The sequence below is a fragment of the Paenibacillus sp. 8b26 genome (assembly GCF_050626875.1).
Classification (GTDB): domain Bacteria; phylum Bacillota; class Bacilli; order Paenibacillales; family Paenibacillaceae; genus Paenibacillus.
Map to the genome: position 1 here is coordinate 5,333,849 of NZ_CP192445.1, position 24,477 is coordinate 5,358,325.

Annotated in this window: 24 protein-coding genes and 1 other annotated feature; of the genes, 23 read left to right on the forward strand and 1 reads right to left on the reverse strand. The window is 48.8% G+C overall.

Features of this window, described 5'->3' with window-relative positions:
* The first annotated feature begins 13 nt into the window (after positions 1-13).
* The 21 genes from mraY (at position 14) to ACQ4MX_RS24875 (ending at position 21,931) form a co-directional block, all read left to right on the forward strand.
* Positions 14-982 carry a phospho-N-acetylmuramoyl-pentapeptide-transferase gene (mraY, locus tag ACQ4MX_RS24775; protein ID WP_192511870.1) on the forward strand — a complete coding sequence of 323 codons (969 nt, stop codon included), beginning with the start codon at positions 14-16 and terminating at the stop codon, positions 980-982.
* A gap of 4 nt (positions 983-986) precedes the next feature.
* Positions 987-2,408 (forward strand): UDP-N-acetylmuramoyl-L-alanine--D-glutamate ligase, encoded by a 1,422-nt coding sequence (murD, locus tag ACQ4MX_RS24780; protein ID WP_431087835.1) that lies wholly within the window; start codon positions 987-989, stop codon positions 2,406-2,408.
* Positions 2,409-2,457: 49 nt separating this feature from the next.
* Positions 2,458-3,555 (forward strand): stage V sporulation protein E, encoded by a 1,098-nt coding sequence (gene spoVE, locus ACQ4MX_RS24785; RefSeq protein ID WP_431087836.1) that lies wholly within the window; start codon positions 2,458-2,460, stop codon positions 3,553-3,555.
* Positions 3,556-3,561: 6 nt separating this feature from the next.
* Positions 3,562-4,671, forward strand: a complete 1,110-nt coding sequence (gene murG, locus ACQ4MX_RS24790) for an undecaprenyldiphospho-muramoylpentapeptide beta-N-acetylglucosaminyltransferase (RefSeq protein WP_149093325.1) — start codon at positions 3,562-3,564, stop codon at positions 4,669-4,671.
* A gap of 146 nt (positions 4,672-4,817) precedes the next feature.
* The gene (gene murB / locus ACQ4MX_RS24795) at positions 4,818-5,723 is read left to right on the forward strand and encodes a UDP-N-acetylmuramate dehydrogenase (RefSeq protein ID WP_431087838.1); all 906 of its coding nucleotides are present in this window, start codon (positions 4,818-4,820) and stop codon (positions 5,721-5,723) included.
* Positions 5,713-7,023 (forward strand): UDP-N-acetylglucosamine 1-carboxyvinyltransferase, encoded by a 1,311-nt coding sequence (murA, locus tag ACQ4MX_RS24800; RefSeq protein WP_187644771.1) that lies wholly within the window; start codon positions 5,713-5,715, stop codon positions 7,021-7,023. Before murB ends, murA begins: the two co-directional genes overlap by 11 nt.
* A 56-nt stretch (positions 7,024-7,079) precedes the next feature.
* On the forward strand, positions 7,080-7,844 hold the full coding sequence (locus ACQ4MX_RS24805) for a cell division protein FtsQ/DivIB (protein ID WP_431087839.1): 765 nt from the start codon (positions 7,080-7,082) through the stop codon (positions 7,842-7,844).
* Positions 7,845-8,043: 199 nt separating this feature from the next.
* Positions 8,044-9,315 (forward strand): cell division protein FtsA, encoded by a 1,272-nt coding sequence (gene ftsA / locus ACQ4MX_RS24810; protein ID WP_134913489.1) that lies wholly within the window; start codon positions 8,044-8,046, stop codon positions 9,313-9,315.
* Between the two features lie 67 nt (positions 9,316-9,382).
* On the forward strand, positions 9,383-10,507 hold the full coding sequence (gene ftsZ, locus ACQ4MX_RS24815; protein WP_044649277.1) for a cell division protein FtsZ: 1,125 nt from the start codon (positions 9,383-9,385) through the stop codon (positions 10,505-10,507).
* A 233-nt stretch (positions 10,508-10,740) separates the two neighbouring features.
* Positions 10,741-11,817 carry a sigma-E processing peptidase SpoIIGA gene (gene spoIIGA, locus ACQ4MX_RS24820; protein ID WP_431087840.1) on the forward strand — a complete coding sequence of 359 codons (1,077 nt, stop codon included), beginning with the start codon at positions 10,741-10,743 and terminating at the stop codon, positions 11,815-11,817.
* A 1-nt stretch (position 11,818) separates the two neighbouring features.
* Positions 11,819-12,559: an RNA polymerase sporulation sigma factor SigE gene (gene sigE, locus ACQ4MX_RS24825; RefSeq protein WP_014282431.1), complete on the forward strand. Its 741-nt coding sequence runs from the start codon at positions 11,819-11,821 to the stop codon at positions 12,557-12,559.
* Between the two features lie 96 nt (positions 12,560-12,655).
* Positions 12,656-13,438 carry an RNA polymerase sporulation sigma factor SigG gene (sigG, locus tag ACQ4MX_RS24830; RefSeq protein ID WP_025684639.1) on the forward strand — a complete coding sequence of 261 codons (783 nt, stop codon included), beginning with the start codon at positions 12,656-12,658 and terminating at the stop codon, positions 13,436-13,438.
* A gap of 125 nt (positions 13,439-13,563) precedes the next feature.
* The gene (locus ACQ4MX_RS24835) at positions 13,564-13,902 is read left to right on the forward strand and encodes a YlmC/YmxH family sporulation protein (RefSeq protein WP_431087842.1); all 339 of its coding nucleotides are present in this window, start codon (positions 13,564-13,566) and stop codon (positions 13,900-13,902) included.
* Between the two features lie 97 nt (positions 13,903-13,999).
* On the forward strand, positions 14,000-14,884 hold the full coding sequence (pgeF, locus tag ACQ4MX_RS24840; protein WP_431087843.1) for a peptidoglycan editing factor PgeF: 885 nt from the start codon (positions 14,000-14,002) through the stop codon (positions 14,882-14,884).
* Positions 14,885-14,892: 8 nt separating this feature from the next.
* Positions 14,893-15,594 carry a YggS family pyridoxal phosphate-dependent enzyme gene (locus ACQ4MX_RS24845; RefSeq protein WP_431087844.1) on the forward strand — a complete coding sequence of 234 codons (702 nt, stop codon included), beginning with the start codon at positions 14,893-14,895 and terminating at the stop codon, positions 15,592-15,594.
* Positions 15,585-16,037, forward strand: coding sequence for a cell division protein SepF (locus ACQ4MX_RS24850; protein WP_431087845.1), 453 nt, complete (start codon positions 15,585-15,587; stop codon positions 16,035-16,037). The genes ACQ4MX_RS24845 and ACQ4MX_RS24850 overlap by 10 nt, the downstream gene beginning before the upstream one ends.
* Positions 16,038-16,044: 7 nt before the next feature.
* The gene (locus tag ACQ4MX_RS24855) at positions 16,045-16,302 is read left to right on the forward strand and encodes a YggT family protein (RefSeq protein ID WP_014282426.1); all 258 of its coding nucleotides are present in this window, start codon (positions 16,045-16,047) and stop codon (positions 16,300-16,302) included.
* Positions 16,303-16,310: 8 nt separating this feature from the next.
* On the forward strand, positions 16,311-17,093 hold the full coding sequence (locus ACQ4MX_RS24860) for an RNA-binding protein (protein WP_431087846.1): 783 nt from the start codon (positions 16,311-16,313) through the stop codon (positions 17,091-17,093).
* 171 nt (positions 17,094-17,264) lie between these two features.
* Complete coding sequence (locus ACQ4MX_RS24865; protein WP_014282424.1) at positions 17,265-17,774, forward strand: DivIVA domain-containing protein; 510 nt, start codon at positions 17,265-17,267, stop codon at positions 17,772-17,774.
* Between the two features lie 165 nt (positions 17,775-17,939).
* Positions 17,940-18,226, forward strand: a binding site (T-box leader).
* A gap of 78 nt (positions 18,227-18,304) precedes the next feature.
* Positions 18,305-21,394: an isoleucine--tRNA ligase gene (ileS, locus tag ACQ4MX_RS24870; RefSeq protein ID WP_431087847.1), complete on the forward strand. Its 3,090-nt coding sequence runs from the start codon at positions 18,305-18,307 to the stop codon at positions 21,392-21,394.
* 141 nt (positions 21,395-21,535) lie between these two features.
* Complete coding sequence (locus ACQ4MX_RS24875) at positions 21,536-21,931, forward strand: DUF5665 domain-containing protein (protein WP_431087848.1); 396 nt, start codon at positions 21,536-21,538, stop codon at positions 21,929-21,931.
* A 30-nt stretch (positions 21,932-21,961) separates the two neighbouring features.
* Here the strand turns inward: ACQ4MX_RS24875 and ACQ4MX_RS24880 are convergent, their stop codons facing one another.
* Positions 21,962-22,693, reverse strand: a complete 732-nt coding sequence (locus ACQ4MX_RS24880; protein ID WP_137063760.1) for a TraR/DksA C4-type zinc finger protein — start codon at positions 22,691-22,693, stop codon at positions 21,962-21,964.
* Between the two features lie 237 nt (positions 22,694-22,930).
* On the opposite strand from ACQ4MX_RS24880, the gene lspA reads away from it, so the two are divergent.
* Both lspA and ACQ4MX_RS24890 read left to right on the forward strand, forming a co-directional pair.
* Positions 22,931-23,422 (forward strand): signal peptidase II, encoded by a 492-nt coding sequence (gene lspA / locus ACQ4MX_RS24885; RefSeq protein WP_149093331.1) that lies wholly within the window; start codon positions 22,931-22,933, stop codon positions 23,420-23,422.
* Position 23,423: 1 nt separating this feature from the next.
* Complete coding sequence (locus ACQ4MX_RS24890) at positions 23,424-24,395, forward strand: RluA family pseudouridine synthase (protein ID WP_431087849.1); 972 nt, start codon at positions 23,424-23,426, stop codon at positions 24,393-24,395.
* Positions 24,396-24,477: the final 82 nt, after the last annotated feature.

Consider the following 24,477-nt stretch of genomic DNA (forward strand, 5'->3'; position numbering starts at 1 on the left):
GAGGGAGACTCCCATGGATATTCAATTATTACTGCTGACGATCGTCGTATCGTTTATACTGGCGGTCATTGCCGCTCCAATACTCATTCCGCTGCTGCGGAGAATGAAATTCGGCCAGCAGGTCCGGGATGACGGGCCACAAAGCCATCTTAAAAAGACGGGTACGCCTACTATGGGTGGAATCGTTATTTTGGTGGCTTTTACGCTGACCTTTCTTAAGTTTTCGGCGATTAAAAATACGGATTTTTACGTCCTGCTGGTTGCTACGCTGGGTTTTGGGCTGATTGGCTTCCTGGACGACTATATCAAAATTGTATTCAAGCGTTCGCTTGGACTAACAGCTCGTCAAAAGCTTTTCGGGCAATTGTTGTTCAGTGGAATCATGTGCTGGCTTCTGATGAGTAACGATCACAGCACTGCCATTGGCATTCCGGGAACTTCCTGGTCGTTTGATTGGAGTGGCTGGTTCTATTATCCGTTCATCGTTATTATGATGCTGGCGATTAGCAACGCCGTCAACTTCACAGATGGGCTGGACGGGCTGCTGTCCGGTACCAGTGCGATTGCCTTCGGTGCTTATGCCATCGTAGCTATTCAAGCAACCTCGCTTCCGGCTGCGGTTTGCTCAGCGGCCATGATTGGTGCTGTACTTGGTTTTCTTGTATACAACGCACATCCGGCCAAGGTATTTATGGGCGATACAGGCTCGCTGGGAATCGGAGGCGCTATAGGTGCCATCGCTATCGTCACCAAAAGCGAAATTTTGTTCATTATTATTGGTGGTGTATTTGTAATTGAAATGCTGTCCGTAGTTTTGCAAGTAGCTTCCTTTAAAACACGTGGCAAACGTATTTTTAAAATGAGCCCGATTCATCATCACTTCGAGCTTTCCGGCTGGTCCGAATGGCGCGTAGTTATTACATTTTGGGCTGTAGGACTGCTGCTGGCAGGACTCGGACTTTATCTCAACAAGGGGTTGTAGACAAATGAATCATCCAGACACATACCGAGAGCAAGAGGTCGTTATTATAGGCCTGGCCAAAAGTGGCGTGCAAGTCGCCAAGGTACTGCACCAGGCCGGGGCCAAGCTGACAGTCAATGATAAAAAAGACAGGGAACAATGTCCCGAAGCTTCTGAATTAGAGGCTTTGGGAATTTCCGTTTTATGCGGCAGTCACCCGGAAGGGCTAATTCATCCGGGAGTGAAGCTGGTTGTCAAAAATCCGGGTATTCCTTATACGGCCTCGCCAGTGCAGAAAGCTGTCGAACTGGGGATTGAGGTCGTGACCGAGGTCGAGGTCGCCTATCATCTATGCAAAGCGCCGATGATCGGGATTACAGGCTCGAATGGGAAAACGACCACGACCACTTGGGTAGGTAAGCTGTTAGAGGCATCCGGCATGAAGCCGATCGTGGCTGGTAATATCGGCACGCCATTATGTGAGGCCGCTGTGGATGCCAGATCGGACGAGTGGATGGTGGTGGAGCTGAGCAGTTTTCAGTTAAAAGGGACAAAGGATTTCAAACCTGCTGTAGCCTGCTTGCTGAACGTGGCTGAAACCCATCTGGATTATCATGGTGACATGGAGGATTATGTTGCGTCCAAGGCGCGTCTGTTTGCCAATCAAACGGCGGCTGATACTGCGGTATTGAACTGGGATGATCCCATTTGTCGGGAGCTTGTGCCCTATATCAAAGCGAAGCTGCTCCCGTTCTCAATGACGGAACGTTTGCAGGAAGGGTTGTTCGCTGACCCGCCATACATACCGGATGTGACGGATGACATCGAACGCAGCATCGTATATCGCGATGCGAGTGGTGTGGTGCATCCGATTATAGGCGTTGCCGAGATTGGTCTTCCGGGCCGCTTTAATGTGGAAAATGCCCTCGCTGCTTGCGCGATTGCTATTGCTGCAGGAGCGGAGCCGTCTGAATTGGCGGAACCGCTAAGCGCTTTTCGTGGAGTGGAGCATCGGCTCGAATATGTTGGAGAACATGCCGGGGCAGCTTATTACAACAATTCTAAAGCAACCAATTCCAAAGCGACGATGATGGCGCTGTCTTCCTTCAAGCAACCTATTGTATTGATTGCCGGAGGATTGGACCGGGGTTCGGATTATGCAGAGCTCGTACCGTCCTTGCAGGAGGGTGTAAAGGCTGTTGTGCTGCTGGGCGAGACTCGGCATAAGCTGGCAGACCGGGCACGTCAGGCTGGAATAGAGCGTATCGAGGTCGTCGATAATGGGGAGGACGCCGCCGCTACGCTCGTGGAGGCTGTGAACAAGGCTGCTAAACTTGCTGAGCCGGGAGATGTTGTATTGCTCTCACCCGCGTGCGCAAGTTGGGATATGTTCCGGTCCTATGAAGAGCGTGGACGTATTTTTAAAGAGGCGGCGCATAAATTGTAAGTAGGGGGGTTGGATAAGCCCCTACTTTTATGCAAGGGGTGGCCTCCTGATGAAGCAATCTCGTCCAGCGCCGGATATATGGCTTTTCGTCTGTATTTTGAGCTTGTTAGCCATCGGCATGGTTATGGTATACAGTGCGGGCGCCGTCCTCGCTTTTCACGAGTACGGGGACTCCTACTATTTTGTGAAGCGGCAATTGCTGTTCGCCGGGCTAGGTCTTGTAGCGATGTACTTTACTGCCCGAACGGACTATCGGATCTGGCAGAAGTATGCCAAGGTCGTACTGCTGATCTGTCTCGCTCTGCTGGTTGCCGTACTCATTCCCGGTATTGGTGTAGTCAGAGGCGGTGCACGAAGCTGGCTCGGTATCAGTTCTTTTGGCATTCAGCCATCCGAGTTTATGAAGCTGGGCATGATTCTTTTTCTCGCCCGCTGGCTCAGCCGCCCGGATTATGATATTAATTCCTTTATTAACGGCCTGCTGCCCCCGCTTGGACTCATGGGACTGGCCTTTGGCCTGATTATGCTCCAGCCCGATTTGGGTACAGGCACGGTGATGATGGGGGCGTCCATGCTGATCGTATTTACGGCAGGCGCACGTATGAAGCATTTGGGACTGCTGGCATTAACGGGAGCGGCCGGATTTGCGGCACTGATTGCGGCTGCGCCTTATCGGCTCCAGCGGATCACTGCGTTTCTGGACCCATGGTCCGATCCGCTTGGTGCAGGCTATCAGATTATTCAATCGCTGTACGCCATTGGACCTGGTGGGCTGGCAGGCTTGGGGCTTGGCATGAGCCGCCAGAAATACAGCTATGTTCCCGAGCCGCAGACGGACTTTATTTTTTCGATTTTGGCGGAGGAGCTTGGCTTTATCGGTGGAATGACGGTGCTGGCGCTCTTTCTGGTTCTCGTGTGGAGAGGAATGCGCGTCGCTATTACCATTCCGGATACTTACGGCAGTTTGCTCGCTGTGGGCATTGTAGGAATGGTTGCCATACAGGTGGTCATTAACATAGGTGTCGTAATCGGCTTAATGCCGGTGACAGGAATAACACTGCCCTTAATCAGCTACGGAGGCTCTTCTCTAACGTTGATGCTAACAGCGCTGGGCATTTTACTGAATTTATCACGTTATGCGAGGTGAACGTTTATGCGCGTCGTGTTGAGCGGCGGCGGTACCGGAGGACACATTTATCCGGCGCTCGCCGTAGCCAGACAGTGCGAAGAGATTGATCCGGACGCTGAATTTTTATACATTGGCGGTCAGCGGGGACTGGAAAGTAAGCTGGTTCCTCAGGAAAAAATTCCATTCGAGGCTATTGATATTACAGGATTCCGTCGCAGCCTGTCTGTGGAAAATATAAAAACGATTATGCGCTTCTTCAAAGGGGTCCGCAGATCCAAAGCATTATTGAAAAAATTCAAGCCGGATATCGTGATCGGCACGGGGGGTTATGTATGTGGCCCTGTCGTCTATGCAGCTTCCAAGTTGGGGATACCCAGCATTATTCATGAGCAAAACGCAATTCCGGGCCTGACCAATGCGTTTCTGAGCCGTTACGTGGATACGGTGGCTGTCAGCTTTGAGGGCTCGGAAGGAGCTTTCCCCAAAGCCAAAAATGTACTGTACACCGGGAATCCGCGCGCTACAACGGTTCGTCAGGCTAACCGGGACCGGGGCTTTGCTACCATCGGGGTTCCAATGAACAGCTCGGTCGTGCTTGTGGTCGGTGGCAGCAGGGGAGCAAAGGCCATCAATGATGCCATGATTGCAATGGCTCCGCAACTTTCGCAACTGAAAGACGTCCATTTTGTATATGTGACTGGTGAATCTTACTATGAGCAGACGTTGGACAGCATACGGGATCAAATCGGCTCACTACCCAATCATCTGCATGTGCTTCCCTATATTCACAATATGCCGGAGGTGCTGGCTTGTACCTCTTTAATCGTTAATCGCGCCGGCGCATCCTTTTTGGCTGAAATCACATCATTGGGTATTCCATCCATTTTGATTCCATCTCCCAATGTGACGAACAACCATCAGGAGGCCAATGCCCGTACACTTGAAAAAGCAGGGGCTTCGGTCATGATTGTGGAGAAGGACCTGAACGGTTCGTCCTTGTTTCAATCCATTGCGGGGATCATGGAGGATGAGGCATTGCGCAGCCGAATGGCTGAATCAGCGTCTGCGCTTGGCAAGCCTGATTCAGCTGATATTTTAGTAAAAGAAATGGAGCGTCTTGCCCGTAAAAGTTAGACCGCAGCGCAGACTGGGCGATTGTCACACACCGGATGGTATTGACATAAGATACCCTATACATTGTGACCATCACTCAGGCTGCCGGTTGTCAGGTGAGAGCCATACAACCATGCGGGGCAAGCAACAAGGAGGTTTCAGTACAAATGCAGCAATGGATGCCATTATTAGCGGAGCATGATATCGGAAAAGTGCTGGAGCATGAGCCGCTTTCCAAATATACGACGTGGAAGATTGGGGGTCCGGCGGATGCACTTGTCATCCCGAATACCAAGGAGCAGCTAGCAACTTTACTGCGGCTGGCTGGCGAGCATGGAATCCCGTGGATGCAGTTGGGACGGGGCTCGAACATGCTCGTTTCCGATAAAGGAATCCGGGGTCTCGTGATCAAGCTGGGACCGGGATTTGATTATGTCCGTTTTGAAGATGAACGGATCGTCGCCGGTGGAGGCGTGTCACTAGTCAAACTGTGTGTCATGGCCAGCAAGCAGGGGCTATCCGGCCTCGAATTTGCGGGAGGTATCCCGGGATCGGTTGGCGGGGCTGTCTACATGAATGCCGGTGCCCATGGGTCTGATGTGTCACAAATATTCCAGTCCGCTGAGATTGTGCTGGATACAGGGGAATTGGCTGTGTATGATGCCGAACAAATGCATTTCAGCTATCGCCACTCCGTGCTGCACGAGCAGCGTGGAATGGTGACAGAAGCGGTGTTTCGGATGAAACAGGGCGACCGAGAGGAAATTTCGGCGGCGCTTGCGGCCTTCAAAGATCGTCGCAGGCAGACTCAGCCGTTACAGCTGGCCTGTGCGGGAAGCGTATTTCGCAATCCGCCAGGAGACTATGCGGCCCGTCTTATTGAAGATGCAGGTCTCAAGGGCTTAAAGGCTGGAGGCGCTGAAGTTTCCGTACAGCATGCCAATTTCATTGTAAATACCGGTCAAGCGACAGCAGAGGACGTGCTTACCCTAATGAAGCATATTCAAAGTACAATATCATCTCAAACCGGCATCAAGCTAGTTCCGGAGGTTTTCGTAGTGGGTGAGCGGTAAACTCGGAGGTGATACATTGGACAAATTGGTGATTGAGGGAGGCCGTCCCTTGTCAGGCACCATACGTATCCATGGGGCAAAAAATGCGGCACTGCCTATTCTTGCGGCAAGCTTGCTTGCACAAGGTAAGGTAGAAATTCGGAATGTGCCCCATTTATTAGACATTAAGGTCATGCTGCACATCCTTGAGAGACTTGGCTGTACATGCCGACATGAAGAGGAAACGGTATACGTGGATACGTCGTCCGTCCGAACGTTCCAGATTCCGGAAGATTTGATGAAGCAAATGCGCTCGTCTATCTTTCTCATGGGACCGCTGCTCGCCAGATATGGAGAAGTTTCCATTTACCAACCGGGAGGCTGCGCCATAGGCGAGCGCAAAATTGATCTTCACCTGGAGGGCCTTAAGGCCCTTGGAGCGGAGATCGTGGAAAAAGAAGAACAAATTACATTTCGGGCCCGCAAGCTGACTGGAACGGATATCCATCTGGATTTCCCGAGCGTGGGGGCTACAGAAAACATTATGATGGCCGCTGCGTTGGCCGAAGGCCAGACAACGATTACCAACGCAGCGAGGGAACCTGAGATTCAGGATCTTCAAAACTTCCTGAATGCGATGGGAGCTCGTATTATCGGAGCGGGGACGGATACGATTACGATTACGGGAGTCAACTCCTTGAATCCGTGTACGTATGAGGTTATTCCCGACCGTATTGTGGCCGGGACCGTTATGATCGCGGCTGCGGCCACGCGTGGCAGTGTGTCGTTGACGCACTGTAATCCCTCCCATTTGTCCGCTCTGATTCACGTCCTCAGGCGGGCTGGTGTTCAAATCGGCATCTTGAATGATATAATGACCGTAAGCTGCATGAGCCGCCCCAAAGCGGTGGAAAGGATTGTTACCTCCCCTTACCCGTCTTTTCCGACGGACTTGCAGTCACAAGTCATGGTTCTGCTTTCTCTGGCAGATGGCTTTAGTGTGATGAAAGAGACGGTCTTCGAAAGTCGATTCAAACATGTGGATGAATTGAATGTGATGGGTGCCGATATTACGGTTGATGCGAATGCCGCCTTTATACGGGGAGTTCCCCGTCTGTACGGGGCCACGGTAGAGGCTACCGATCTACGCGCGGGGGCTGCGCTGGTTATAGCGGGCCTGGCAGCTCAAGGCCTTACCATTGTCGAGCAGGTACACCATATTGACAGAGGGTATGACCGGATTGAGCGTCTTTTCCAGGGACTGGGTGCACGAATGAGCCGTCAGTCTCCGGTGCCGGAGCAACTGGATTTCGTAAATTAATGCCTGTAATGTCCCTCCGTTAGCGGAGGGACCAAAGGCTTTTGTGGAGAGAAGCTATGCCAAACGCTCAAATACCTGTTCTTAAACAGAACAGAATGAAAAAAAGAACAAGTCGGAAGATTGCCATCCTGCTCATTTTGTTGTTTATCGTACTGCTTGCTGTTCTCTTTTTCCGTTCCTCGTTAAGCCGGGTTTCTGAAATCCGTTTTGATGGTAATGTATTTTCGACTCGGGAACAGTTGCTTAATCGAAGTGGTCTGGCTATCGGGGATCAGTATTTCGGAGTCAGTTCTTCAGGCATTTCCAATAAGCTGCGAGAGATTCAGTCGATTCAACAAGTAACAGTGGACAAGCAGTTTCCAGGAGTTATTGCTGTTCATATTAAAGAGTATGCTACGGTTGCTTACGAGTTGCAGAGTGATGGAAGCCTTCGCGCCATTCTTGCAAACGGGACAAGCGTTGGCGTGGGCAGCAGCGGAATTGCAGTTGAGAAGCCCATTTTGACTAAATGGAAATCGGATGATTCCTACAAAGCAAAGCTGTGTGATGCGTTATCTCGGATTCCGGGGGAATGGACAGCCGATATTTCGGAAATCATTCCTGCGCCGATCCCTTCTTTTCCAGACCGCATAAAAATGTATACGCGCTCTCAATTTGAGGTTATTACGACGGTTTCTCTTCTGAGCTCTAAAATCAGTTATTTGAATCAGGTGCTGGAAACAGAAGAGCCTGGTTTGATCACAATGTTGGAGGCAGATTCCTACGTTCCGTTCAAACAGGATACGAGCGAAGAGCCCCAAGAAAAAGATACTACTCAGTGATGTGAAAAAATGCTAGAATTGATTTTATGGGTAATAGACTTGCCTCCTTCTTTTTTCTTCGAATTTTTATGTGACTGCAACCATAAATTGGCTTCTAAAAAATTTGTAGAAAAAAGAGGGAAAGCATGGAGTATGTTGAATATGTACAGAGTGTGTTCAAAGAACGAAATTCATTTTGGAGTCAGGAGGTGCCACAGACTTGAGCAACAATGACATCATTGTTAGTTTGGACATCGGTACATCCAAAGTTCGGGCTATTATTGGGGAAATGAACAATGGAACCTTTAATATTATTGGAGTTGGATCTGCCGACTCGGAAGGGATTCGCAAAGGTGCAATTGTAGACATCGATCAAACCGTGCAATCAATCCGTAACGCCGTGGATCACGCAGAGCGCATGGTTGGTATTCAAATAACGGAAGTGTACGTGGGAATTTCAGGTAACCATATTGGCCTGCAAAATAGTCATGGTGTAGTAGCCGTGTCCAACGAGGACCGTGAAATCGGTGAGGAGGACATTGAGCGTGTGCTCAAGGCAGCTGAAGTTATTGCAGTACCACCAGAGAGAGAAATTATTGACGTGGTAGCCAAGCAGTATGTCGTGGATGGCCTTGAAGGTATTCAAGACCCTCGAGGTATGATCGGAGTTCGTTTGGAAGTAGAAGCTACGATTGTTACGGGAGGCAAGACGCCGATACATAATCTGTTGCGCTGCGTTGAGAAAGGCGGCTTGAGGATCAAAGATTTAGTGCTGCTGCCTCTGGGTGCCGGACAATTGTCACTTTCGAAGGATGAGAAGGTGATGGGTTCGGTGCTGGTGGATATTGGTGCAGGCTCTACAAATGTTGCTATTTTCCAGGAAGGAACGATTGTTGCTACATCTACACTTCCCATCGGTGGAGAATTTGTAACCAATGACATTGCCTACGGACTGAGAACCCTTACCGATCAAGCCGAAAAAGTAAAGCTTAAATACGGCTGCGCATGGTATGATGATGCGGCAGCCGATGTGGTCTTTAAAGTGACCCGTATCGGCAGTAATGTCGATAAGGAATTCAATCAGCAGGACTTGGCTGCCATTATTGAGCCGAGGGTGCAGGAAATTTTTCAACTCATTCAGGCGGAAGTTAAGCGCTTGGGTTACACAGAGCTTCCGGGGGGTTATATACTTACCGGAGGCACCGTCTCCATGCCTGGTGTACTTCAGGTGGCACAAAGCGAACTGGCCGCTTCTGTAAGGATCGCCGTACCGGACTTTATCGGTGTAAGGGATCCGGGCTACACAAGCGGAGTCGGCATCTTGCATAATGCCATTCGCTACTATCGCGGAAGATCGACCAGCGTTAGCAGCAGTAGCGGTGGAAGTTCCAAGAAGCCGACCAACCGAACCAAGAGTAGTCCCGCTGCGGAAGGCGAGCAAAAGCAGGGGTTGATTGAACGCTTAAAAAACATGTTCAGTGAGTTTATATAACGTTCATTGCTAATTATGCCAATCATGGACGGGCCATCCATGCACATTGAGGGGGAGATGGAATAGTATGTTGGAATTTGATTTTGAAATGGAGAGCTTGGCTCAAATTAAAGTGATCGGCGTCGGAGGCGGCGGCAGCAATGCGGTTAACCGAATGATCGAAAATGGTGTTCAGGGTGTGGAGTTTATCACCGTCAACACAGATGCTCAGGCGCTTCATTTAGCGAAGTCTGAGCATAAGCTTCAAATTGGTGATAAGCTGACTCGTGGTTTGGGTGCCGGAGCTAATCCCGATGTGGGTAAAAAAGCGGCTGAGGAGTCGCGTGAACTCATTATGAACACACTCAAAGGTGCGGATATGGTATTCGTGACGGCGGGAATGGGTGGCGGTACAGGTACTGGAGCAGCTCCTGTCATTGCTGAAATTGCCAAGGAATGCGGCGCGCTGACTGTAGGCGTTGTAACACGACCATTCACATTTGAAGGGCGTAAGCGCTCCAATCAAGCCGAGCTGGGCATTGAGGGATTAAAAGAAAAGGTAGACACCTTGATCGTAATCCCGAATGATCGACTGCTTGAAATTGTGGACAAAAAGACCCCAATGCTGGAAGCATTCCGCGAAGCTGACAATGTTCTTCGTCAGGCGGTACAAGGTATTTCTGATTTGATCGCTGTACCGGGTCTGATCAACCTTGACTTTGCTGACGTAAAAACGATCATGACGGAGCGTGGCTCAGCCTTGATGGGAATTGGCGAAGCAACTGGCGAGAATCGGGCGGCTGAAGCAGCACGCAAGGCTATCATGAGTCCGTTGTTGGAAACATCGATTGAAGGCGCACGGGGTGTGATTATGAACATCACTGGCGGTAACAATCTGTCTTTGTACGAAGTGAATGAAGCGGCTGAAATTGTAACGTCGGCTTCCGATCCGGAGGTCAACATGATTTTCGGTGCTATCATTGACGAAGAATTGAAAGAAGAGATCAAGGTTACCGTCATTGCCACTGGCTTTGAAGGTAAACCAAGCCAACCGGCACCGGGGCGTAAACCGGCAGCCAACCCGGCGGCTCCTGAATCGGCGGAAAAGGGTTCTCCTAATTTGCGTCCGTTCGGCAACACTCAGAGCAGTGATCAACTCGATATTCCGACATTTTTACGTAACCGTTCACGCAATAATAACAACGATAACTAGATTGAAATCAGATAGCCCGTATTCTCCTTGGAGATACGGGCTTCTTTCTGTTTTCTGCATCTTGTGTTCGATTCGTTAGCCGATTCAAATGTAAGAACTCCATTTTTACCATTTCCCGTGCTTCTCCCCTTTCCGACAAAATTAGTCGGTCACCGTCCCCATCGTTAGACAGACTTTGAACAGCATGACTACTATACTTAAGCCTATCCTGCAAACGCTGGGCGGGTGAATCTTTGGTTGTTTATATCGACTTAATTTTTTTGGCCAATTTGTTCATTGATGCTGTACTGCTGATGGCTACCGCCTGGATGAGAAAAATTCGTCTGGTGTGGTGGCGGCTGCTTGCTTCGGCTGTCATCGGTGCGATGTACGTGGTCATGATGTTTGTGCCGGAACTGTCCTTTTTATTTACGTTCCTGATTAAGCTGGCATTATCGGTCATTATGCTGTTGGTGGCTTTTGGATTTGGCAGCATGCAAAAGTACCTTCGTACAATGGGTGCTTTTTATATGATCAATTTTGTAGCAGCGGGAGGAATTCTGGGGATACATTATTTACTCCAGAGTACGGGGGAATTATTTAATGGCATCTGGTACACGGCTTCAGGTGGAATGTCCTTTGAGCTGAAAATTGCATTCTGGTTTATTTTATGCACGTTTGGCGGAGTGATGCTTTTCTTTCGTATTGTGCAATCTTCAAAGCAGCGTACGGAAAGGATGAGCGGATTTCTGGGTGAGGTGCAGGTATGGATCGGGCAGGATCATATTGAGTGTACAGGCTTGTTGGATACGGGGAACCAGCTTCATGATCCTTTGACACGGACACCCGTGATGGTCATGGAGGCTGCCTTGTGGGAGGCATATTTACCCTCTTCCTGGCTCCAAAAGCTATCTGAGGGAAATGCGGATCAGCTGGTGATGGAGTTGGGAGACGAATCGTTCAACTGGCAGGATCGAGTTCGCCTCGTACCCTATCGTGGCATTAACCGTAACCACTCCTTTATGCTCGCACTCAAACCGGATCGCGTAGAGGTGGTGATGAATGGAGCTCGCTATGTGCATTATCGGGTGCTGATCGGCTTGGATGGGGGTACGTTGTCAGCAGAGGGAAAATACCGCGCGATTATTCATCCGGACGTGACGGCACACGCGGAGGGGGCTGCTGAGCTGGACCAGAAGCAGGAAGCACGCTTTGAAACGCAGGACGATGGTCGTGGGCACACGATCAGGTCTGAAGGCAATCAGGCTATGGCTGTAACGAATGAAGGGATGCAGCGAGATTTTGCACCATTTTCAGAAGGGGGAGAATGACATGCGGGAACAGATGAAATTCAAGATGAAAATCAGGTTGACTTTACAGTTGCAATATTATCGTATTTTATTTTTATTTGGGTTGAAAAGTGAAGAGATTTATTATATTGGCGGCAGCGAGGCGCTCCCCCCGCCGCTGACGAGGGATGAGGAAGAGTATTTGCTTGGAAAACTCTCTTCCGGAGATGCAGCAGTACGGTCCATGTTGATTGAACGGAATTTGCGGCTGGTGGTATACATTGCGCGTAAGTTTGAGAACACAGGAATCAACATTGAGGATCTCGTATCCATAGGGGCGATCGGACTTATCAAGGCAGTTAACACCTTTGATCCCGAGAAAAAAATCAAGCTCGCTACCTATGCTTCTCGATGCATTGAAAATGAAATTTTAATGTATTTGCGCCGAAATAGTAAAACGAGAACGGAAGTTTCTTTTGACGAGCCTTTGAATATTGATTGGGACGGGAACGAGTTGCTGCTTTCCGACGTGATGGGAACGGAAAATGATACCATTTACCGCAATATCGAGGAACAAGTTGACCGCAAATTGTTGCATAAGGCGCTGGATAAGCTGACGGATCGGGAACGACTGATTATGGAGCTGCGTTTTGGCTTACAGGACGGGGAAGAGAAGACCCAGAAGGATGTTGCTGACCTGTTGGGTATCTCACAATCCTATATTTCGCGTCTGGAAAAACGTATTATAAAGCGCTTACGGAAAGAATTCAACAAAATGGTATGACGTTTGGGGATATTCGGAAGCGATGGAAACGGCGAATAAAAAAACACCCTCAGGAGATAATGTACATTAATGTTGCTCCTTGGGAGGTAAGACACGATGACCCGAAACAAAGTGGAAATTTGCGGTGTGGATACCGCCAAACTGCCAGTGCTAACCAATGTGGAAATGCGCGAGCTGTTCACATCACTTCAGCAAAATAATGAACGATCAGCCAGAGAAAAATTGGTTAACGGCAATCTACGGCTCGTCCTAAGTGTGATTCAGCGCTTTAACAATCGGGGAGAGTTTGTTGACGATTTGTTTCAGGTAGGATGCATCGGCCTGATGAAGGCGATTGATAATTTTGATCTTTCGCAAAACGTAAAGTTTTCCACTTATGCGGTTCCGATGATTATCGGTGAAATACGCCGGTATTTGCGGGACAACAATCCGATCCGTGTATCCCGTTCGCTGCGAGATATTGCATATAAGGCGCTTCAGGTGCGGGATAGTTTGACAAATCTGAATTCGCGGGAACCGACGATTTTTGAAATTTCTGAGGCGCTGAACGTGCCTAAGGAAGATGTTGTGTTCGCATTAGATGCGATTCAGGACCCGGTTTCGCTGTTCGAGCCGATATATCACGACGGGGGCGACCCAATCTATGTGATGGATCAGATCAGTGATGACAGAAATAAGGACGTCTCATGGATTGAGGAAATCGCTCTGCGGGAAGCGATGCATCGCCTGGGCCAGCGTGAAAAGATGATATTGTCCATGCGTTTTTATGAAGGAAAGACGCAGATGGAGGTTGCCGACGAAATCGGTATCTCTCAAGCCCAGGTTTCAAGATTAGAGAAGTCGGCCATACAGCAAATGCAAAAGCATGTGAAGTCGTAGTTCTTAAGGGAAGAGAAGCTTGGAAGGCATACCGATAAAAACGATCCTGCGTGGATCGTTTTTGCGTTTACAGGACATTTTTTGGGTTCTCCCTCTCATATAGTGAAATAAAGGATGTGATACGTGTGAGTGCACCGGAAACGTCGGTAAGGGCCATGAAAATTTCCGAGTTTCAAACAAAGGATGTCATTAACATTGTAGATGGGCGACGATTGGGACAAATCAGTGATTTGGAGATTGATGTACGACAGGGCAAAATCGAGGCCATTGTTGTCCCTGGCAGCAGCCGTTTTATGGGCTGGTTTGGAGGGGGAAGCGAACTGGTCATTCCCTGGCGCGACATTGTGAAAATTGGCTCGGATGTGGTGCTTGTACGATTGGAGGGACTGCATGAGCCGCAGGGTGATGGTGAGGAAAAATTATATATCGAACGTCAGGAACGAAATGATCGACGGGGATTTTGAGCGGTGATTTCGAGCAGTAGGGATATGTGCATTTGAGAGACTATGTGAAGACACGGCGGCGGCTTTTTGGTACACTGGGCAGTAGAGGTGAGAACGAATGGAACCGTTTGTAGTAAATACCGGGGCAACGGGTGTCGCGTCAACGACAGATGGCACGCATCCTTTGCCGGAGTTGTTATATATTCAATCCTGGGAGAAACAGGTTCGCGGATTGACAGCAGGTTTTACCGGACGCCATGGCGGTGTCAGTGAAGTGCCTTACGAAAGTCTGAATTGTGCGTTTCATGTAGGGGATGACCCGGAGAAAGTTATTCGCAATCGGCAGCTTATTGCAGAGCAGCTCGGATTTGTGCCTGAAGCCTGGACCTGTGGAGAGCAGGTACACGGTAATCACGTTGCTGTTGTAAAGGCTGCTGACCGCGGGCGCGGCTTTGTGGATCGTGCATCTGCTTTTCAGGATACAGACGGACTGTTAACCGATGTACCGGGCATTTTGCTGACATCCTTTTATGCGGATTGCGTGCCGTTATATTTTTGTGATCCGGTACGGCGTGTGATTGGGCTGGCGCATGCGGGCTGGAAAGGAACAGTTGCCGAGATCGCGCTGAAAATGGTGCAAATGATGCAGACCGAATATGGATCGCAGCCGTTCGATTTGCTTGCAGCCATTGGTCCTTCCATTGGTTCTGAGTCATACGAGGTGGATGAGCATGTGATGAGCCAAATTCGGGTTTTGGAGCATGATTGCCCGGGTAATGATAAATGGGAAGGCACTGTCTATTTCCCGTTAGGTGGCGGAAAAACGCTGCTTGACTTGAAACAATGCAATCGACACATTATGATGAAAGCAGGAATATTGCCGAGCCATATCGAATGTACTACCTTATGCACGAGTAGCCGCAGCGATTTGTTTTTTTCGTATCGCAAGGAAGGCGGCGTCACAGGGAGAATGGCGAGCTGGATTGGTCTGGAAGAGAGGTGAGTCCTCCCGTGTCTTTGGAGGAACGAATTAAAGAAGTGAACGCTCGTGTGGAAGCGGCATGTGCCCGCAGCGGACGTTCGCGTGAAGAAATAAATGTGATTGCTGTCACGAAATATGTTTCGGCAGCGGCGATGGCATCTGTATTGGACAGTGGCTTGGAGCATGTTGGCGAAAATCGCTGGCAGGATGCTGCGGATAAATGGAGCAAGCTGGGTGACAGGGGAACATGGCATTTTATCGGTCATCTGCAAACCAATAAGGTTAAAGATGTTATTGGAAAATTTGGATTTATACATTCGCTTGACCGGTTGTCGCTGGCTCAGGAATTGGACAAGAAGGCGGCTACTCTTGGACTAAGGATCAAAGCCTTTGTGCAAGTTAACATTTCAGGGGAAACTTCGAAATATGGTCTTTCTTCCGAGGCGGTGGTACCTTTTCTGAAACAAATTCGCGATCTGGAGCATGTAGACGTGATCGGCTTGATGACGATGGCTCCCCATGAGGAAGACCCGGAGAATACCCGGCCTGTATTTCGGAGGCTACGTGAATTACGTGATGCGTTAAATGGACAAGCTTTAACGAGAGAACCTATTGTTCACCTGTCGATGGGCATGTCTAATGATTTTGAGGTGGCGGTTGAAGAAGGAGCGACCTGGTTACGGCTTGGTTCTGTACTGGTCGGACGAGAGGAGGATTTCCATTGGGCGTAATGAATAAGTTCATGAACTTCCTGGGACTTCAGGAAGAAGAGGAAGTTGTAGAGCGAGAGGTTATGAATACGCCGGAAGATCAAGAAATTGAAACCCCAAGCTTTGATAAACGTAAGAACCAGAAGGGCAATAATATTGTCAGCATCCATTCACAGAAAAATGTGAAAGTTGTCCTGTATGAGCCGCGTTCTTATGATGAAGCACAGGAAATTGCCGACCACATTCGTTCCCATCGTACCGTCGTGGTCAATCTGCAACGAATCCGCAAGGATCAGGCGCTGCGCATCATTGATTTTTTAAGTGGTACTGTATATGCATTGGGCGGGGGTATTTCCAAGGTAGGCAACAATATTTTCCTGTGTACACCGGATACGGTTGAAATTCAAGGCTCCATTACGGAAATACTAGCTGACACTGAACAAGAACTTAACAGAATGAGGTGAGCTTTTCTTGATCGAGGTAATCGGTTGGCTATTTCAGATTTATTCTTACATGATCATTGCATATGTCCTGATGTCATGGCTTCCTAATGCAAGAGAGAGTGTGATCGGTGATTTACTTGCCAAGTTTGTGGAGCCGTATTTGTCTCCTTTTCGCAGATTTATACCGCCAATCTTCGGGATGATTGATATTTCACCCATCGTTGCGCTGATTGCTCTGCGTTTTGCGTCGTATGGTTTGATGTCTTTAATTAGCAATTTCGTCTAGGAGGACTTATGCGAACTGAGATTTATGAGCATTTTCACCCGGATGAACGGGATTATGTAGATCGCGCTTCCGAATGGATCAGTCATGCGGGGGCTTACCATGAGCAGAAGCTGACTGATTTTTTGGACCCGCGTCAACTGTACATATTGGAGACGCTTGCTTCGAAGGAAAACAAGGTCACGATTAGGGTAGATGGCGGTTATGAGGTATCGGAACGAAAGCGGGCGCTAATAGCGCCCGATTATTCGTATGTGGACGGAGAGAATATGGGAATTCAGGTTCTTTCCGTCACGTCCGATGATCATAAAATTAACACGTTGGAGCACGGGGATTATCTGGGTGCAATATTAGGACTTGGAATCAAGCGTGGAAAAATAGGGGATATTCATGTGCTGGACGACGGGTGCCATGTATTGGTGGCTTCTGAGATCAGCGATTTTATTACGATGCATTTACAGCAGGTTCATCGTGTTCATGTGTGGACCGAACTGTTGCCTCCAGAAAATCTGCGGACGAAGGACGTTACATTGGAGCCGCTGGACCTGACGGTGGCTTCTTTGCGTCTGGATGGCATTGCCGGTGATGTGTACAAGCTCAGCCGGAGCAAGATTTTAACTCCGATCCGCGCCGGACGTTGCCGGGTGAATTGGAAGGTGGAGGAGAATCCATCCACTTTACTCAAGGCAGGGGACGTTATTTCCATGCAGGGATTTGGGCGTTTCAAAGTGCTGGAAACAGATGGAATGACAAAAAAGGGAAGATTCCGTGTCAAAATTGGCAAGTTTATATAGCTGAAGGCAGGAATCACGAGCTTTCTGTCGAAAGAATTAAGCTATAGCGAAGAACTGGAACGATTTTGCTCTGTACAGTATTCACAAAACGGGGTATGATGACCGATAGATGATAGTGAGCGTCGTGACGCGGAAAATGTTTTTTTGTCAATCTTATAGGAGGTGGACGGCATGCCATTAACGCCATTGGATATACATAACAAGGAATTTGCCCGCCGGCTTCGCGGTTATGACGAAGATCAGGTCAATGAATTTTTGGATCAGGTGATCAAGGATTACGAGGGCGTTATCCGTGAAAATAAAGAACTGAGTACACAGCTGTTGAATGTTCAGGAAAAGCTCGATCATTTTTCGACCATAGAGGATACGCTGAGCAAGACGATTATCGTGGCGCAAGAAGCGGCTGATGAAGTCCGTAACAACGCCAAGAAAGAATCGCAGCTCATCGTGAAGGAAGCGGAAAAAAATGCGGACCGTATTGTGAATGAAGCGTTGTCCAAATCCCGCAAAATTGCGTTGGAGGTCGAGGAACTGAAGAAGCAGGCTTCGATTTACCGGGCACGTTTTCGTACATTGGTGGAGGCGCAGCTTGACTTGTTAAGTCAGGACGGATGGGAAGCGCTTGAAAATCGTGAACGCGAAGTGCTGGAGCGCGAGCGTGAAATGAAAGAGATTTATTAATCGTCATCCCGAACGCGATTTCTGGGCCTTGTCAGGGTTGACTTTTATCTCCAAAGAGGCTATAACTGTAAATACTATACTGAATATCACATTACCCATTGAGGACATTGTGTTGTTATTCAGGGCAGCGAGCTGCTGATTTAATATCCCGATGAATTTAACATTTGGAATTCGTTGATGGGAACGAGTACGTCATGATTTTGTTCCTCAGAGAGTTGGCCTTTTTTCGGTGCAAGCCAACGTTCAGAACATGACAGAAGATCCTCCCTGAGAAGTGAGCTGAAGCGCTTGGATTTTATCCGGTGTGTGTAAGCATTCACCGTTCGCCATACGTTATAATGGCGCCCTGCTGTAGTTGAGTAGGGCTCGGAGAGCCGTAACGGGACCAGTCTTTTTGAGATGGTCTGTTTACGGAATCAGGGTGGTAACGCGAGCACAGTCTCGTCCCTTACAGGGACGGGGCTTTTTTGTTGCTTTTTTTCAGAGAATGCTACACCAACCAATGATGATCAGAGAGGGAGTATGACATTATGAACAGAGTAGATGTCAAAGAAAAGGCACGGTCCCGCGACCTGCGCATCCTGAGCAAATGGAAGCAGGAGGACACGTTCCGCAAAACGATCACGCATCGTGAGGGTAAGCCAAACTTTGTATTTTATGAAGGTCCGCCAACAGCTAATGGTAAACCGCATATCGGTCACATGCTGGGCCGTGTAATTAAGGATTTTGTCGGCCGTTACCAGACGATGAAGGGGTATCGTGTCGTACGTAAGGCGGGTTGGGATACCCATGGATTGCCGGTAGAATTGGGTGTACAGAAGCAACTGGGCATTTCCCATAAGCCTGAAATTGAGGAATACGGCGTTGAAAAGTTTATCAAAAAATGTAAAGCCAGCGTGTTTGAGTATGAGCAGCAATGGCGTGATCTGACCGAAGCTATTGGCTACTGGACAGACCTCGATAATCCATACATTACGCTGGATAATAACTATATCGAGAGTGTGTGGAACATTCTGGCGACGATTCACGAAAAGGATCTGCTGTATCGCGGTCATCGCGTAAGTCCGTATTGTCCAGATTGTCAAACAACGTTAAGTTCCCATGAAGTGGCACAGGGCTACAAAGACGTAAAAGACCTGAGTGCCACGGCCAAATTCAAGCTCCATAGCAGTGGTGAATATGTGCTGGCCTGGACGACAACACCTTGGACCTTGCCGAGTCACGTGGCACTTGCCGTCAATCCTGATCTGGAATACGCTCGTGTAAAACAGGAAGACGGTGTATACATCGTTGCCAAAAATCTCGTCGAAGATGTGATTAAAGGCGATCATGAAGTGATTGGCACGCTACCGGGTTCGGAACTGGTAGGTCAAACGTATACACCGCCATTTACTTATTTCCAAGTCGAGAAGGGCAATCAGATTCTGGGTGCGAAGTTCGTAACGGACTCCAGCGGTACAGGTATCGTTCATATGGCTCCTGCGCATGGTGAAGATGATTACCGGGTATGTCGTGAAAACGGCGTTGGATTCATCAATGTGGTGGATCTCCAAGGTAACTATGTAGAGGAAATCACTGATTTTGCAGGCCGTTTTGTAAAGGACTGTGATGTGGATATTGTTAAAATGCTGTCGGAAAAAGGCTTGCTGTACAGCAAGGAAAAATACGAGCATAGCTATCCGTTCTGCTGGCGCTGTGATACTCCGCTATTGTACTATGCCATGGATAGCTGGTTTATCAAAACAACTGCCATCAAGGATCAACTGATTGCCAACAATAACGAAGTTGAATGGTATCCGGGTCATATACGCGAAGGACGCTTCGGCAAGTTTTTGGAGGAATTGGTGGACTGGAACATCAGCCGTGATCGCTATTGGGGCACACCGCTGAATATCTGGGTTTGTGAAGAAACCGGAGAGCAGTTCGCTCCGCATAGTATTGCTGAACTACGGGAACGTGCGATTGGTGACGTACCAGCCGACATTGAGCTGCACAAGCCATATGTAGATGAAATCAAGGTTCGCAGTACATGCGGTAAATACGAAATGACCCGTACACCGGAAGTGATCGACGTATGGTTCGACAGCGGCTCCATGCCTTTTGCCCAACATCATTATCCGTTTGAAAATAATGAAACATTCGAGCAGCAATTCCCGGCAGACATGATCTGTGAAGGTATTGACCAGACCCGTGGCTGGTTCTACAGCTTGCTTGCTGTTTCCACCATGCTGACAGGCAAAGCCCCTTATAAAGCAGTTATGGCGACAGGCCACGTACTGGATGAGCAGGGACAGAAAATGTCTAAATCCAAGGGAAATGTTATTGATCCGTGGGAAGTGATTGACGAGTACGGTACAGATGCTTTCCGTTGGGCTTTGTTGTCCGATAGTGCACCGTGGAATAGCAAACGTTTTTCCAAAGGCATTGTAGGCGAAGCCAAATCGAAGCTGGTAGATACGCTCGTAAATACACATGCTTTCCTGACCTTGTATGCGGATATCGACGGGTTTGATCCGGCACAGCATCCGTTCAAGCCATCAGCACACAAGCTGGATCGCTGGATTTTGTCCCGCCTCAACAGCTTGGTTCTGGTGGTGGACAAAGCGCTGGCAGTGAACGACTTCCTGAATTCGTCCAAAGCGATTGAGTCGTTCGTGGATGAACTGAGCAACTGGTATATCCGCCGTTCGCGCGACCGATTCTGGGGCAATGGCCTTACAGAAGATAAATTGGATGCGTACCGCACACTGACTGAAGTGTTATTGACGACAGCGAAGCTGCTTGCGCCGTTCACACCGATGCTGGCTGAGGATATTTACCTAAACCTGAGCAACGGGGAAAGCGTTCATCTGGATGATTATCCGACTGCCAATGAAGACCTGATTGATCTGGAACTGGAACGTGACATGGAGACGGCTCGCCGCGTAGTAGAACTGGCGCGCAACGTCCGTAACGAAACGGGACTGAAAACGCGTCAGCCGTTGTCTGAATTGATTTTGTCCATGGATCAGGATTTTGAGCTGAGTGGTTATGAGGAAATCATCAAGGATGAGATCAATGTGAAACATATTCATGTTGAAACGGACGACAGTGGTTTTGTAGACTTCACGCTGAAGCTCAATTTGAAGGTAGCGGGCAAGAAATACGGCAAAAATGTCGGCTTCCTGCAAAACTTTTTCAAAGGAATGTCTGCTGAAGACACCCGTTCGGTTGTGGAAAAAGGAGTGCTAAACGTGGCTTCTCCAGAAGGGGAAGAGTTGCAGGTTACAGCGGAGGAATTGCTGGTGGAGAAAAAAGCGAAGGAAGGCTTTGCTTCGGCTTCCGGCTATGGTTTAACAGTAGCGTTGAACACGGACATTACACCTGAGCTGGAGCAAGAGGGCTGGGTACGTGAGGTTGTTCGTGCGGTGCAGGATTACCGTAAGAAGCTGGATCTGCCAATTGAAAAGCATGTCGCACTGACGCTGGATGTAGATAGTGAGCTGCGTCAGGCGATCGAAAACTTCGATTCGGTGTTGCGTGAGAACGTACTGGTAACCACGGTGACATTTGGTCAAGCCGAGCCTGTGGAACGCGTTGAAGTGAACGGTAAAACCGTCGGCGTGCATATTGGGGAATAATTACAAGACCCCTGTCCCATAATACAATAACAGGCAGCATATAAAAACGAGCCTAAGCATTGGAAACGGATGGATGATCTCCGTTACTTGCTTCGGCTCGTTTGCTGCTTTTAGGGCAGCACGGGAAAAGGGGGATTGTGCATGACCGCACGATCAAGGCGCAGACAGGGCAGAAGCCGCCAAGGCATGAACGGAGGAAGTACAGGGGCTGTAGTCACAGATCTAGGTACAGCAGGTGATCAGGCTGACCAGCTAAGCCGTGTAGAAAAGCTGGTGCGTTCTGTGGCGCAGCAGTTGGAACGCACGCGCATTGCTGACTATGCCCTGTTGCTTAACAAGCCTTGGCGACTGCTCTGGCTAAACTTAATATCAGGTCTGTCCCGGGGACTTGGCATCGCGCTTGGTTTTACTTTTTTCGCGGCGACCATTATTTATGTGCTGCAAGTATTGGGAGCGCTGAATTTGCCGATCATCGGTGATTATATTGCTGATATTGTACGGATTGTGCAGCGGCAATTGGAGCTAAACACCTACTAGGTACTCGTTGCCTGTTAGGGTTTGATTTAACTATTCGTCTTCGTGCGTATCTGGCTCCAGCAAACCTTCGCCCTCGCCATCATCCAGATAACGCTGATAAATGGAGCTGCGAACAACCGATACATTTTTTCCATAAATGTCTGTAGCTACAAAGCTTTCGTAGGGCTCTACGAAGCCCATATTATCATCATTGGCCTCAATTTCCATATCGTCGTAGCTATGGATTTCTCCACTTTCGGCCATGGCTGGTGTATTCGATGTACCCCAGCTTTCAACGATTTGCCAGGCGTCCTCGCCGTCAAAGCCGTTTTGATCTTCACGCTCATCCAGACTTGTTCTGCCGAATGCGGGAGCAAGGAATTCCTCTTCCACTGGGCGTCGGTTGGAGACTTCTGTTTCAGGGCTGTATTCTTTACAGTAAATGGTATAAGGAACAGCCAGCAGACGCTCGTAAGGAATCGGTTTGCCGCTAGCTGCACAAATGCCATAGGTTCCCTTATCCATTGCCATTAAGGCTGATTCGATACGTTCTAATTGAAATTCGTCGTGCTCCAATAGGGAAATGTCCTTGGCTCGCTCATACGTCTCGGTAGCCAAATCACCTGGATGATTATCAATAGGGGAAAGCTCGCCGGTCTGATCGCGTTGGGAATCACCAAGTCCATAATGATCGTTGTCCTGCAAACGATGCTCAATCTCCTTTTTACGTTCCAGCAGTTCGTTACGCAATCCCTGCAATTGTTGCTCCGTTAATGGGGACATGGAATCCTCTCCTTATTCTAGGTTTAACCTGCGCGTGCGCTATGTCGGTTATGCTCCTTGTAGTTTGCACCGGGAAGACCTCTTTTACATAGGAAATTCTGATCAAATGCGCTGGAGTTGATTTCATTCGTAATCCAAGACTGATAGCTCGCGGGATTCGTGGACGATCTGAGAAGGCTTATGCTACAATAAATGGGTTCGACAACGGATATAAGCAGATCGGAGTGACGAAGGACTGTGATTTATTTTGGTATTGCGCTAATTATTTTTTTGATTGATCAGGGAGTCAAATATTTGGTGGCTACGCGCATGGAATTGTACGAGCAAATACCCGTCATCGGCAATTTCTTTCTAATCACGTCCCATCGTAACCGGGGAGCCGCTTTTGGGATTTTGGAAGGCCAGCGTTGGCTGTTTATCGTGATTACGATTGTGGTGGTGATCGGTATCATATGGTATTTGCGGAAGACGGTTAAGGCCGGGCAGAAATTGCTTCCAGTTGCATTAAGTTTGGTACTTGGAGGCGCGGTCGGTAACTTTTTGGATCGGGCTATTTCAGGGGAAGTGGTTGATTTTGCTCAATTCAATTTTGGAAGCTATACGTTTCCGATTTTTAATGTGGCAGACTCGGCGATTGTCATCGGTGTAGCACTGATTATTTTGGATACATTGCTGGAATCGCGTCGGAACAAAGATAATGGCAGTGATAGCATTGAAGGGAAGTCATAGCATGAAAGAAGTAAACGAAAACGGCGAAGCCACAGGTCTGTCTTATGAGGACGAACTTGAGGGTGAATCTCTGGAATGGACAGCGGAATCCGGGGATGCCAAAACGCGTATAGACAAATATATCGCCGAAGAAATGAAGGATGTGTCCCGTTCCCAGATTCAACTGTGGATCGGGAACGGTCGGGTGCTGGTGAACGGCACAGCGATCAAGGCGAATTACAAGCTGGCTGAAGGTGATCGAATATCATTGTCCGTACCTGAGCCGGAGAGTGTAGATATTGTACCGGAAAATATTCCGCTGGATGTTGTTTATGAGGATTCGGACGTCATTGTCATTAACAAGCAACGTGGTCTGGTTGTACATCCTGCACCAGGACACTCTTCGGGAACACTGGTCAACGCGCTCATGTACCACTGTCATGATCTTTCCGGCATTAACGGAGAATTGCGTCCTGGTATCGTCCATCGTATTGATAAGGATACATCAGGACTGCTGATGGCGGCCAAAAATGATCAGGCTCACGCCTCGCTCGCAGCGCAGCTCAAGGACCACAGTGTCACTCGCAAATATATAGCGCTGGTTCACGGCCATCTAAGTCATGATCAGGGAACAGTAGATGCTCCCATCGGGCGTGATTCGGGGGACCGCAAATTGTTCACTGTGACAGAGCGCAACAGCAAGCATGCAGTTACTCATTTTCTCGTGATTGGGCGTTTGGGAGATTACACCTTGCTGGAACTTCAACTGGAAACAGGGCGTACGCATCAAATCCGTGTGCACATGAAATTTATTGGGCACCCGTTGGTCGGTGATCCGATGTATGGACGTAGCAAAGGGATCCATATGGACGGTCAGGCTCTACATGCCGCAGTATTGGGCTTTAAGCATCCCACCACTGGAGAGTACATGGAGTTCAGTAGACCGATTCCTCCCGATATGGAAGATGTATTGGCATCCTTACGCAGTCGGTAAACCATCACAAATTGCATTCGTATTCACAAACCTGAATAATGATTAAGCATAACCGCCTATGGGCGGTTATTTTTTGTTATTG